Raw genomic sequence first — 13,130 nt, forward strand, 5'->3', positions numbered from 1 at the left:
CGAAGAAATGGACGATGCCGATCAGGAATTGGAAGTCAGCGCTGAACCGATTTATGATCGAGTTCGAAGATCGCTTAACGGAGCATCTTTAATAACCAGGCAGATACACAGAATTATTTACAGGGTCCATGACCCCGTTTGCTGCATTTACCTCATATCTCGCATACCTGAGTTAAATGCCCTACCTAAGTTCTTTTCGTTAAAACAACCATTAACTTGATCGTAGATAGCGTTCTCTTTTTGGAACTTTTGTTCACCAGCTTCTGTTCGATCAAACGCTAAATCACCCAGCTTGCGACCATGATTAATTAGCTTCTTACATTTCTCAATTGCTTGCTCGAACTCTTCCTGTGTAAAGCTATCAAAAACCTCATCTGGAGAGATATTTTCAGGCTTGGGTCTAGGGCCCCACCTCTTTACGTCTGTATTGTAGAAATGAATACAAAACACTGCGTTTAGGAAATCAAGCGACTTTGCTTCCTCTAAATATTTTATGCGGTTATCAATATCTCGTTGCGATAATTCGGCCATATCCCTATCCAGTGTTTTGCATATAACGCCTCAAACACCAGCAGGTGAAGTTGGCGGATTTTTTGGAACAAAAAAGGTGACGGCTTTACCATGTCCGAGTGCTTTGACTTGTTATGTCTATTGACTATTTTAAGCCTTGCCAATCTATATGCTCCGTCTCAAACACCTCGCCCGAAAGAACTTCGTTGAAATTCTCTTTGAGCTCTGCAGCTATTTCACCCAATATAATACAGACTCTATCATCTAGATCTTTATGTAGCTCTGATATCTTTTGAGTTGGTACTGATATTTGATTAGTAGATGTGTAATCAAAATCATCCGGCTTGAAATTCAAATCTGCTATATGGCATTTCAATACTTCACTTGGCCCAACTCCCCGAGGGATATACCCAACTTCGACGGTTCTGGCTGCCGATGAGTTTCTAAATGTTCCCTTCAGCCATTTAGGTATGGCCTGTGTCGAAATATCTTCTACGCCAAGATACTCGTACCCAAGCCCCTTCAATAATGGATAAAGGATTTCTTCTATTTTCTTAGATAGCTCAATTTGATCCATAGCTTTACTCAAGAATATCCGGGGTCAGGCCTAATGAGATGACCCCAAACCGCGTGGATTAGCTTTGCTTTTGGCTGCGTAGCTTCCCGGCAAGCAAGCATGTCCACGATTGAAGGGTAGGGAGCAGGTTGCAGCCAACCTATGACAGCAATAAACCTATGCAGTGATCATTGAGGCTCATTCATACATGCAAGCTAGTGTCCGCTCCTGACACAAGCTCTCTTATATTGCTTAGCTTGAATACAAATATAGCAGTTCCACCGATGTCTGCCTTTGGCGATTTGCGTGAAAGAAGGTGATTCAAAAGTCGTTCTGCCATTTTTGCCTCAGATCAAATGGATTGATCTAATAGACTCTTAATTTTTGCGCCTATCTCCTGAAGCAGATAATTGCTGTTCAAGCCGTATCTGCCACTGAAAAATGGTACTACCACTAATAGTGTGTTGGGAGGCAGTTTCACCCAAAAAAATTGACGATCGTAGCTGTTAGCAACTGATATTGGGGAAACATGGTCAATGTTAAGTCTTTCGATGGAAGTATTGCCGCCGAAAAACATCAAGAAGTCTCTTAAATAGTCAATACCAGTACATATGATCAATTTAGGGTTGTGCTTACGCCTTAATTCAGCGAAAAAAGGAAAGCGATTAAAAAAGCACCATGTATTGAAGAGAAATTTAGACTTAAACCCTGTAATTTTATCTAGCCCATATTGATGCCACAAATTGTGGTCTGTCGAATCGAATGCTATTGGATAAAGATTCATCTTGAATAGTTCTTTGCCCGTAAGTTTGAGGACATACTGATAATCTTCAACATTTCGCCCCTTTATTGCTTGATACAATTTGGCAAAGCTAATGCCATAGGGATAAGTGAGGCTATCAGCCCAGTCGTGCCACTCTAAATTAACTTCGGCAGATCCCTTTTTAATTTCTTCAGGAAGGGTCTTCTCATAGTAGTCTGGTTTTTTGCTACCACCACCCCATTCAATACCGCACAACCATGTATTCGCGCTAAGATAACCGCCATCACAGCCTGAAAATGAACAGGCCCAACTTTCTATGTTTTCCATCGTTAAATCACCTGCGCAAAATATCCGGGGTCAGGCCTTACATCTCACAAAAATATGTCAAATGTAAGGTCTGACCCCAAACCGCGGACCCCAAACCGCGAGTGAATTCATGTCAGGAATGCTCGCTTCTGGCTGAGTTTGACTTAGTGGATCAGAGAGGGAATCCAGTTCTAAAATGTCCACTATGTAATTAGCAGTTACAACTCAGTGAGGCAGGCTTCCAAAGTGAACCTAGCCTCAAATTATCTACAGCCACTTCAACGATTGCTTCAGAATTTTCCGATCCATGTTCTGGTACCCTGCATGATCATGTCGATGGCCACTGTACCAACATAAAGCGCCATGATGCGTCCTATGATTTCTATGTATCTCTGAATCAAGGTTTCATGCTTTTTTCGCACATAATCATGCAATGACTTAAGGCCGATCATGATTAAAATTGAGATGAACACGGTGGCAAAGATCATTACGGCTGCCGGGATTGCATCGTGTCGTTTTCCGATGATGATGCTCGCGCTAATTGTGCCCGGTCCAATAAGAATGGGCATGGCGATTGCGCCGACGAGATGCTCTGATTCACCTTGAAGCATCTCAATTGCCGTCGGTCCGCGGAAGACAAACTGCAATCCGATAATGAGAAACACAACCCCGCCGAAAATTTGAAATGAGGCAAATTCCGTCTGGAAAACATCGGAGAATATCGCGTCGCCAAAGGCTGTAAAGACCCAGAACACCGCTGTGGCGATCAGTCCAGCGCGTATAAGGATTCGTATGAAAAGCCCACGCTCAAGTTTTTGAACGATATTGATCAGGTAAATTATCAATAGGAACGGGTTTAGTAGTACGAATAGCAACATAGAAGATCTGATTAAATCGACCATATCTCCTCACCCGGAAAAGTTAATCCAGCGGCATTTGATTTTCTTCACTTTGCTTTTGGCTGTGTAGTTTCCCAGCAAACAAACATGTCCACGACTGGAAGGTGGGGAGCAGGCTGCAGCCAACCTATGACAGCAATAAATCTGTCAGTGATCGCTGAGGCTTATTCATACCTACAAGCTAATGTCCGCTCCTGACACAAGCGCTCTTGAATACAAATATAGCAGTTCCACCCGTGTCTGCTGCAGGCGATCAGCGAGCAATTGGATACACGGGCGGGGATATGAAAATAGATTGAACCTCATCTTTAACCTTTCCTATCCAGCCAAAAACAGACCCAAATTTAACCAACTCCTTGATCCGTTCAAAATGCCATGTTTATAATGACTGACCGGTCAGTCATAAAAGGTTTGATTCAATGGCACCCAAAATTGTTGATAAAGATGCCAGGCGTTTGGAGATTACTCGTGCTGCTGCGGAGGTGTTTTCTCTGAAGGGATTTCAAGGGGCTTCTGTGGATGATATTGCGGAAGCGGCGGGTGTCAGCAAGGGCTCACTTTATGGGTACTTCAAGAGTAAAGAGGAGATCTTCTACGCGACTTTTCAGGCCTATCAGGCGGAGTTGGTGCAGGAGTGCATGCAGGCCATGGAGTCGGAGGGGACGGCGAGTGACAAGCTCACGGCCTTCCTGATGGTGACGGTCACTTCTCTGCACGATCACATCGAAATGTTTCCCTTAACTCTGGAGCTTTGGGCGGCGGCCAGTTCCGGGCCGGCCAGGGAGCGTTTTGGCTCGGTGATGGAATCCCTCTATAGGGAGTTTCGGGGGATCACCGCAGGCCTGATCGAGTTGGGCAAGGCGATCGGTGAGTTTCGTGAGGATGTTGAACCGGAGGCTGTGGCCGCCTGGCTTGTGGGGGGATTGGACGGACTGATGCTGCAGTATTGGTTCGATCAGACACTTGATGTGCGGCACCTGACGGAAAACTTTCTGGAGATGGTGCTGCGCGGCATTGCTACACGCACTGATCTGGAGGGAATCATTGATGTCTAAACGGTTGTGGGGAATGTCGGGAGCAGGGCAACTGGCTATCGGGGTTATCGGGATGTGCCTATGTCATAGCGTATGGGCGGCTCAACCGGACCCAACTCAATTGATCAAGGAGACCTTCGATAACTGGCGAGGTGAATCTTCTTATACGGAAGTCACCATGACGGTTCATCGTCCGGACTGGGAACGCTCCATGAGCATGTTAGCCCTGACCCTCGGAGAGGAGGATTCGCTGGTTCGGTTTACCGCGCCGGCGAAGGACGCCGGTAATGCGACGCTCAAGCTGGAAGATGACATGTGGATCTTCAATCCCCGCCTGAATCAGATTCTCAAACTGCCCGCGAGTATGATGGCGCAGTCCTGGATGGGCTCTGACTTTTCCTATAACGATCTGGCCAAAGCCAATGATGTGCTGACGGAATACACCCACAAACTGATCAGTCATATTCAGCAGGACGGCCATACCGTGTATGAGGTTGAAGCCATGCCGAAGCCGGATTCTGCGACGGTCTGGGGAAAGCTGGTCATTCATATCAGGGATGACGGTGTCATGCTGGGAGAGGATTACTACGATCAGGATATGAAGCTGCTGAAACGGATGCAGACAGTGAAAGTGGATACGCTTGGCGGCCGCCCTTATCCGGTGGCCATGACCATGCAGAAGGCGGATGTTGGTGATGCCTGGACAACAATCGAATATCTGAATGGGCAGTTCAATATCGACATTCCCCAGTCCATGTTTACAAAATCCAATCTGCGTAACCCACGACCATTTACCCCCAAAGGAGCTGAATGATGCTGGCTGGATTGGCGTGGCGAAACTTATGGAGGCAGCCTCGTCGCACTCTGTTGAATGTGATTAGTATCGCCTTTGCCGCGTTGATCATGGTGTTTCTGTTGTCTTTTCAAATGGGAACCTATGCCACGATGAAGGAAAACGTTCTGCAGGTGATTGACGGCTATGCCCAGGTACAGCCGACAGGCTATCAGGACAGTCCGGACCTGAAGAAAACGATTGCTGATTCTGACGCGATCATGAAGCAGATCGAGACGGTGACCGGAGTGGCCACGACAGCGCCCCGTACCACGACATTCGCGATACTTTCCAATGGGGAAAAAAGTGTGGGGGCGGCTGTTTTGGGTGTTGATCCTGAACGCGAAGTTCGGGTATCACGTCTGAACCGCAGTATCATTCACGGAAATTATCTCGATCGCGAAGACAGCAATGCAATTGTTCTGGGAGCTGCACTGGCACGCAGTCTCGGCGTGGAAGTGGGAGATTCTCTGACACTGTTGGGAGAGGGCCTGGACGGAAGCATTGCGGCGGACGTATTGACCGTAAAAGGCATCTTCGAATCCGGGACTCCGGAGCTGGACCGGCAATTGTCAGAAATGCCGCTGGCCCGGTTTCAGGAGGATTTTGCCATGGATGCGGCGGTTAACCTGATCGTGGTGACCGGTCCCACGCTGGCCGGAGTTCTCGATGCTTTACCAGACTTAGAGCCTCTCCTGAATGATCGCGAAGTCGAACTCAAGTCCTGGAAGCAGCTGCAACCAGGTCTGGATGCGGCAATTAATCTGGACTTGAACACTTCCCTTATGTGGTACGCCAGCATGGTCATTGTGGTGGTGTTTATCATTCTCAATACGCTCTTAATGTCTGTATTGGAAAGGACCAGGGAGTTTGGGGTGCTGCTGTCCATCGGCATGAGACCCGGCAAACTCGGGGTCATGATCTGGATGGAGTTAAGTCTGCTTGCACTGTTAGGCCTGTTGGTTGGAATCGGGTTGGGCTGTGTGGTGACTCTGCTGATCGGGCACTATGGATTGGAGCTGCCGGGGGCAGAGGCCATCTTTTCCCAATGGGGACTGCCGGGCCGCCTGTACCCGCGCCTTAGTCTGTTAAGCATTTCCGCCGGGCCGGGTGCCATGGCCCTGTGTATATTCCTGGCAGGTATTCTGCCATATCGACGGGTGCGCCGATTGCAACCGGTTGACGCGATGAGGGCTGCCTGATGCGTGTGTTATTGATCCTGATTCCATTTGCCTGGCGTAACCTGTGGCGAAACCAGCGACGGACGCTCATCACGCTGCTTGTTGTAAGTGTTGGAGTGTGGTCGATCCTGACGTTTAACGCTGTGATTCGGGCGTGGTCCGACAGTTCCCTGGCGGGCAGTCTTAAAAATATGACGGCGGAGGCCCAGATACACGCCCAAGACTATCTGGACGACCCGGACATGGCACATAGCTTTCCGGAGCCAACCGGGGAGCTACTGCAATTGTTGAATTCGCCTTCTGTGGCCAACTGGGCGCCAAGGGTACGAACACCCGCCATTATCCAGAGTGAGTATGAAACCCTGCCGGTGACCCTGGTCGGTATTGATCCTGATCGGGAAGCGGGTGTCTCATTTATTGCAGATAGTGTGAAACAGGGAGTGCAGCTAAAGGACGCTAAAGATGAGGGTGTGATTCTGGGACGACATCTGGCTAAACGCCTGAATACCCGAATCGGTAAAAGAATTGTCCTTATGGCGAATGATATCAATGGTCGGTTAGAGGAACGGGGGGCAAAAGTGATTGGCATATTTTCCTCGTCTCCCACCATGGAAGACAGTTTTATGTTCACCGGTTTGAGGCCTGCCCAGAAGTTACTGCATGCGGATGGTCGTCTTTCTGAGATTGCCATGATGTCATCGGCACAGACCCCGTTGCCTCAGCTGGTGACTATGACACGACAAGCCGCACCGGGACTGGACATACAAAGTTGGGATGAGCTGCAGCCCATGACCAAGGGCATACACGACCTGACAGAAGGATTTATCTATGTCTGGCTCTGGGTGATGTTTGTGCTGATTGCCATTGGTGTGGTGAATACCCAGTTAATGGCCGTGTTCGAGCGTACCCAGGAGTTCGGGCTGCTGCAGGCACTTGGGTTTCGGCCTAACTGGGTGATACTGGAGGTGTTGCTTGAAGCGCTCCAGATTATCGGTTTCGGGGTTCTGGTGGGGTCTCTTGCGGCTTATGCGTCGGTCTATTTCCTGCAGGATGGCATTTCCCTGGAGGGATTGTCGGCCGGTGCTGATTTTCTGGGAATCGAGCGGGTGTTGTATCCGCGACTTGAGGCCAGGGAGTTTTTCACAACCGTCATCGTTGTGTGGGGATTGGGCGTGCTGACCGCCTTATGGCCCGCCCGTCGGGCAGTAAAATTCAACGTTATTGAAGCTATGCGCTCTACCTGAGGGAAAACATATGAGCACCATTCTCGAATGTAAGCATCTCACCAAGCAATACCACCAGGGAGACACCACGGTTAATGCCCTGCAGGGTGTGGATGTCAGCTTCAATAAAGGTGAGTTTGTTTCTATATCCGGCCCCTCCGGGTCGGGGAAAAGTACCTTGCTTCATATCATCGGCAGTTTGGAGCAACCGACCGATGGAGATGTCATCCTGGATGGCATTTCGCTGCGCAATGAATCCCGTCGTGAACTGGCGGACATCCGCTTGAATCGGATTGGTTTTGTGTTTCAGGCGTATAACCTGATTCCTGTTTTGACGGCGGCGGAGAACGTGGAGTTTATCCTGCAATTGCAAGGTGTGGATCGTCAGGCCAGACGTGCGCGATCAGGGGAATTGTTGAAACAGGTTGGTCTCGAGGGGCTGGAAAATCGTCGTCCCGGTCAGCTTTCCGGTGGCCAGCAGCAAAGGGTGGCCGTGGCTCGGGCGCTGGCCAGTCATCCGGCAATTGTGCTGGCGGACGAGCCGACCGCGAATCTGGATTCCAAGAACTCGGACGAGTTGCTGGCGCTGATGTCAAAGCTTAACCAGGAATCTAATGTCACCATCATTGTTGCGACCCATGACCCCAAGGTGATCGCCCATACGCGCAGGCATATTGTCCTGACCGATGGAAACATTGAGACCGACGAAACACGGGCGGCCTGATGCGTATTCTGATTCTGCTGGCGATTCTGCTTTCTGGCTGGTTGACGGCGCTTTCAGCCCAGGCGCTGGAAATCGGCGGCAGAGTAAAGTTTGAAGAGCAGGGCAATAACGCGGGAGCAGATACCCCTGAAGCCATGCTTGGACATAAAGTCACTTCACAAACGATCGCCCAGCTCCGATTGGAAGCATCACAGACTCTGGATACATGGATGTTTGATGCGGCCTGGCAACTGGATGGCCGTCACGGAAGTGTCGTGGAAAAGGACCGCGCATTGCAGGAGAGTTATCCCGCTTTGACAACGGCCGGATCCGATTTCAGCTACTGGGATCTGGATGGTTCTTTAGTCAACGACCAACGTGATGAGCTGGAGCAGCGAATCGACCGGTTAAGCCTGACCTTCACCGAAAATAACCTGGTGGTAAGGCTGGGGCGACAGGCATTGACCTGGGGAAGTGGGCAGGTGTTTCATCCGATGGATCTGGTGAATCCGTTCCAGCCTGTGGCTACGGACACGGCCTATAAGCGGGGAACGGATATGGCCTATCTGCAGTGGTTGTTCGACAGCGGTGCTGATGTTCAGCTGGTGGTGGTTCCGCACAAACGCCGAGGGAGTGAAGATGCTAATGCCGGTAAGGCAACCCAGGCAGTATTTGGCAGTATTCCAGGGGACACCCTGCAATGGAATCTTTTGTTAGCGAATGATAGGGCGGATACGGTTTTCGGCCTGGGGGTGACAGGGCCTGTAGGGGAGGCGTTATGGAATCTGGAAGTCATACCGACTCACCTTGACGGAGGCGGTACCAAGACGTCTGCACTAATGAACCTCACTTATGCCGGTTTTTGGCTGCAGAGAAACCTATCGGCTTATGTCGAGCTTTACCACAACGGCTTTGGTGAGTCGGGCAGTTACACCCTGGCAGAACTGAATGGTGCCCTGGCTAATCGATTGGAACGCGGCCAGCAGTTTGTGACAGGTCGGGATTATCTCTCTGTCGGTGCCACCTGGGATTGGACGCCTCTGATTCAACTGACCCCGACCATGATATTCAATCTGCATGATCAAAGTGCATTGTTTGATGCCCAGATCAGTTGGTCCCTTTCCGATGAAATAACGATCAAAGCAGGCGGGCGCATGCCTGCGGGAGATCAGGGAACAGAATTGGGAGGGCTGGAATTAGCGCCGGAAACCGAGATGTTTCTGGGGCAGCAGAGGCAGTGGTTTATCCGGGGAGAAGTCTATTTCTGATCGACTATCAAAACTTTCGCTCCCGGCATTTCTAAAAACAATCTGATTCAGCGCAAAAATTTCTTCAAGTGACGCAGGGATAATGCGTTCAACCAAATCTCACTATCGCCATTCAATCAGGGAGACAAAATGAATCAGCCGTCGTCAAACCGGGCCAAATATGGACTTACATTCGTGGCTTTACTGAGCGTTGTTGTTATTGCTGCCTACACATGGTGGCCCCAACGAGGTGAGCTGCCGGAAGGGTTTGCCTTTGCCAATGGCCGGATTGAAGCCACGGAAGTGGATGTGGCCACGAAACTGCCCGGCCGTCTGGCCACGGTTAAAGTGCGTGAAGGCGATTATGTGGCAGGCAATGATGTGCTGGCGCAATTGGATACCCGGACAATCGACGCTCAGCTGAAGGTTGCCCGGGCAGAATTGGAACGAGCCGAGCAGAACCGGGAATATGCCAAAGCGATGGTGGTACAGCGGCAAAGCGAGCTCAGCCTGGCACAGAAACATCTGGACAGAACCGGACAGCTGATGCAACAGGGCCATGTATCCAAGGAACAGATTGATCGGGATCGTAACGCCCTGACCAGCGCCGGGGCTGCACTAAAAGCGGCTGAAATCGGTGTCACAGAAGCGGAGGCTGCCATCGAGGCCGCCAAGGCCCAGGTGGAGGGCATCACGGTGAATCTGGAAGACAGTCAATTGACTGCCCCCATTGCTGGACGCGTTCTCTATCGGCTAGCGGAACCGGGCGAAGTGATTCCGGCCGGAGGCAAGGTGTTGACCATGCTGGACCTCCAGGATGTGTATATGACGATCTTCCTGCCAACTCAGATGGCGTCGCAGCTGGGAATTGGAGATGAAGCCCGCATTATTCTGGATGCCTGGCCGCAATATGTCATACCGGCAGAAGTTTCCTATGTATCTCCTCAAGCGCAGTTCACGCCCAAAATGGTGGAGACCCAGGATGAGCGGGAAAAGCTCATGTTTCGGGTGAAGGTGCGGATAGCACCTGATCTGCTGCAGCAATATGAAGAAAAGGTGAAAGTGGGAGTACCGGGTGAAGCCTATGTCAGGGCGGACAGCCGTCAGTCATGGCCGGAAAAACTGCAGGTGAAACTCCCGCAATGAGCCCTTTGGAACCTGTCGGCTGTGTGGCGTCGGTGCAGTCACTCAGCCATCGATATGGAAAAATCTATGCACTGAACGGTACTTCTCTGGATATTCCCACTGGGTGTTTGGCTGGGATTATCGGTCCTGACGGAGTGGGGAAATCGACACTGCTGGCTTTGATTTCCGGTGCCCGCAAGATGCAGGAAGGAAGTCTGACCGTACTGGGCGGTAACATGCACAGCCGGGTCTTTCGCACATCCGTGGCACCCAGAATCGCCTACATGCCGCAGGGGTTGGGGCGTAATCTCTATTTTGCTCTTTCCGTCGAGGAGAACATCGGTTTTTTTGCCGACCTGTTTGGACTGACCGCGGATGAACGCCAGCGGAAAACCAATGAGCTACTCGAAGCAACCGGTCTTGGGCCATTTCGCGAACGTCCGGCCGGTAAACTCTCCGGGGGAATGAAACAGAAGCTGGGATTATGTTGTGCTCTGATTCATGATCCGGATCTCTTGATTCTGGATGAACCAACCACCGGGGTTGATCCTCTTTCACGCCGCCAGTTCTGGATGCTGATTAACAGGATTCGTCAGCGGCGGCCGGCCATGAGTGTTCTGGTCTCCACTGCTTACATGGATGAAGCGGCCGGATTTGACTGGCTGGCAGCGATGGACAACGGCCAGGTTCTGGCAACCGGGTCTCCCGCAGAGCTGTTGGAAAAGACCGGCACCGATAATCTGGATAGTGCGTTTATTCAGTTGCTTCCGGAAGATCGTCGGCAGGGACATCATGAATTGATCATTCCTGTCCGTTCGGATTCCGAAGGACCCAATGCCATTGAAGCCCATGGTTTGACCCGTCGTTTTGGCAGTTTTACGGCGGTTGATCAGGTGGATCTTGCCATTGGCCAGGGGGAAATATTTGGTTTTCTGGGATCCAACGGCTGCGGCAAAACCACGACCATGAAAATGCTGACGGGATTGTTAGCGCCCTCAGAAGGGGAGAGTCGCCTATTCGGTCAGTTGCTTGCCAACAACGATATGGCGCTTCGTCGGCGTGTGGGGTATATGTCCCAGTCATTTTCGTTATACAGCGAACTGACGGTGGAGCAGAACCTGACACTGCATGCCAGATTGTTCGGGCTTGAGGAACCGGTAAAAACGGACCGCGTCGAGTCGATGATTCAACGCTATGGCCTGGAATCACACCGGCATCAGAAGGCGGATGATCTGCCGTTGGGTATCCGCCAGCGTCTGTCACTGGCGGTCGCCATCGTTCATGAGCCGGATATCCTGATACTGGATGAACCCACCTCCGGGGTTGATCCCGTCGCCCGGGACGGCTTCTGGGAGCAGTTGATCGATCTATCGCGGAATCAGGGCGTAACCATTTTTATCTCCACCCATTTCATGAACGAGGCCGAACGTTGTGACCGGATTTCCCTGATGCATGCAGGGAAAATACTGGCGACCGGATCGCCTGCTGCACTCACGGAAAACAAAGGCAGTGCCACGCTGGAGGAAGCTTTTATCCAATACCTGGAGGAGGCGACCGGCCAGCAAAATGCCCAGGTTGAAGAGTCGGCACCTGAAACCACCACCCAGCCAAAGCTGCCCCGCAGTTTTGATTTCCGTCGACTGTGGGCGTACGCCAAGCGGGAGCAGACCGAGCTACTGCGGGACCCTATTCGTCTCAGTATTGCGTTGCTGGGCTCGGTCTTGCTGATGTTTATCCTGGGTTACGGCATTACCCTAGATGTGGAGGATCTGTCGTTCGCCGTTCTGGACAGAGACCAGACACCCGCCAGCCGGGATTATGTCGCCAATATGGCTGGTTCCCGCTACTTCGTTGAACAGGCGCCAATCAGCAATATGCAGGAGCTCGATCAACGTCTGCGTTCAGGAGAATTGGCCCTGGCTGTGGAAATACCGGCGGGCTTCGGGCGGTTGGTCAAGCAGGGAAAAACGGCCGAGGTTGGACTCTGGATTGATGGAGCCATGCCTTTCAGAGCCGAAACTGTTTTAGGTTATGTTCAGGGAGCGCATTATCAGTTTCTGCAGGAATCGGCGTTACGGTTATATGGCCTGGACCTCAATGCTGTTCCTGCCGATATTCAGATCCGGTTTCTGTACAACCAGGAGTTTCGCAGTATTTACGCGATGGTTCCTGCGGTGATTCCTTTGTTGTTGGTATTCATCCCCGCCATTCTGATGGCGTTGGGTGTGGTCAGGGAAAAAGAACTGGGATCCATTACCAATCTTTATGTCACTCCGGTGAACCGTATTGAATTTCTGATCGGCAAACAGTTGCCCTATATCGGTGTGGGAATGGTCAGCTTTCTGGGGCTGGTGGCACTGGCTGTGTCTGTATTCCAGGTGCCCCTGAAAGGCAGCTTTCTCACGTTGACGTTGGCGGCCCTGATCTATATTACGGCCACAACCGGATTGGGGCTGTTTATATCCGCCTTCACCCGAACCCAGATTGCCGCGCTGGCCGCCACGGCGCTGATTACTATCCTGATCGCGGTGAGTTTTTCCGGTTTGACAAACCCTGTCAGCTCCCTTGAAGGAGCCGGCCGTCTAGTGGGGCAACTGTTCCCCACCACGTATTTTCTGACCATCAGCCGGGGAGTCTTTACCAAAGCGCTGGGGCTGACCGATGTGCTTCGTCCCATGTTGTATTTGGGGCTGTTTGTCCCGGCGTTGACGCTGTTGAGCTATCTGGCTCTGCCCAAACAGGAGAAATAGC

Annotated in this window: 12 protein-coding genes; 8 read left to right on the forward strand and 4 right to left on the reverse strand. The window is 51.2% G+C overall.

Features of this window, described 5'->3' with window-relative positions:
* Window positions 1-147: 147 nt before the first annotated feature.
* The 4 genes from BTA51_RS22060 to BTA51_RS22075 form a co-directional block, all read right to left on the reverse strand.
* The gene (locus tag BTA51_RS22060) at window positions 148-531 is read right to left on the reverse strand and encodes a hypothetical protein (RefSeq protein ID WP_094711254.1); all 384 of its coding nucleotides are present in this window, start codon (window positions 529-531) and stop codon (window positions 148-150) included.
* Between the two features lie 124 nt (window positions 532-655).
* Window positions 656-1,087 carry a hypothetical protein gene (locus tag BTA51_RS22065; protein ID WP_094711255.1) on the reverse strand — a complete coding sequence of 144 codons (432 nt, stop codon included), beginning with the start codon at window positions 1,085-1,087 and terminating at the stop codon, window positions 656-658.
* A 331-nt stretch (window positions 1,088-1,418) separates the two neighbouring features.
* The gene (locus BTA51_RS22070) at window positions 1,419-2,156 is read right to left on the reverse strand and encodes a hypothetical protein (RefSeq protein WP_094711256.1); all 738 of its coding nucleotides are present in this window, start codon (window positions 2,154-2,156) and stop codon (window positions 1,419-1,421) included.
* A gap of 269 nt (window positions 2,157-2,425) precedes the next feature.
* Complete coding sequence (locus BTA51_RS22075; protein WP_094711257.1) at window positions 2,426-3,037, reverse strand: MarC family protein; 612 nt, start codon at window positions 3,035-3,037, stop codon at window positions 2,426-2,428.
* A gap of 416 nt (window positions 3,038-3,453) precedes the next feature.
* Between BTA51_RS22075 and BTA51_RS22080 the strand changes: the two genes are divergently transcribed.
* The 8 genes from BTA51_RS22080 to rbbA all read left to right on the forward strand — a co-directional run bounded on the left by BTA51_RS22080 (window position 3,454) and on the right by rbbA (window position 13,129).
* A complete protein-coding gene (locus BTA51_RS22080) occupies window positions 3,454-4,089 on the forward strand; it encodes a TetR/AcrR family transcriptional regulator (protein ID WP_094711258.1) in 636 nt (211 codons plus the stop codon).
* Window positions 4,082-4,882 carry an outer membrane lipoprotein-sorting protein gene (locus tag BTA51_RS22085; RefSeq protein ID WP_094711259.1) on the forward strand — a complete coding sequence of 267 codons (801 nt, stop codon included), beginning with the start codon at window positions 4,082-4,084 and terminating at the stop codon, window positions 4,880-4,882. The genes BTA51_RS22080 and BTA51_RS22085 overlap by 8 nt, the downstream gene beginning before the upstream one ends.
* A complete protein-coding gene (locus tag BTA51_RS22090; protein WP_094711260.1) occupies window positions 4,879-6,102 on the forward strand; it encodes an FtsX-like permease family protein in 1,224 nt (407 codons plus the stop codon). The genes BTA51_RS22085 and BTA51_RS22090 overlap by 4 nt, the downstream gene beginning before the upstream one ends.
* A complete protein-coding gene (locus BTA51_RS22095; protein WP_094711261.1) occupies window positions 6,102-7,325 on the forward strand; it encodes an FtsX-like permease family protein in 1,224 nt (407 codons plus the stop codon). Before BTA51_RS22090 ends, BTA51_RS22095 begins: the two co-directional genes overlap by 1 nt.
* A 10-nt stretch (window positions 7,326-7,335) precedes the next feature.
* Window positions 7,336-8,028 (forward strand): ABC transporter ATP-binding protein, encoded by a 693-nt coding sequence (locus tag BTA51_RS22100; RefSeq protein ID WP_094711262.1) that lies wholly within the window; start codon window positions 7,336-7,338, stop codon window positions 8,026-8,028.
* Entirely contained in the window at window positions 8,028-9,275 is a 1,248-nt protein-coding gene (locus tag BTA51_RS22105) for a hypothetical protein (RefSeq protein ID WP_094711263.1), read from the forward strand. Before BTA51_RS22100 ends, BTA51_RS22105 begins: the two co-directional genes overlap by 1 nt.
* A gap of 129 nt (window positions 9,276-9,404) precedes the next feature.
* Window positions 9,405-10,400, forward strand: coding sequence for an HlyD family secretion protein (locus BTA51_RS22110; RefSeq protein ID WP_094711264.1), 996 nt, complete (start codon window positions 9,405-9,407; stop codon window positions 10,398-10,400).
* Entirely contained in the window at window positions 10,397-13,129 is a 2,733-nt protein-coding gene (rbbA, locus tag BTA51_RS22115; RefSeq protein ID WP_094711265.1) for a ribosome-associated ATPase/putative transporter RbbA, read from the forward strand. Before BTA51_RS22110 ends, rbbA begins: the two co-directional genes overlap by 4 nt.
* Window position 13,130 lies beyond the last annotated feature (1 nt).

This window comes from Hahella sp. CCB-MM4 (assembly GCF_002260525.1).
GTDB lineage: Bacteria > Pseudomonadota > Gammaproteobacteria > Pseudomonadales > Oleiphilaceae > Hahella.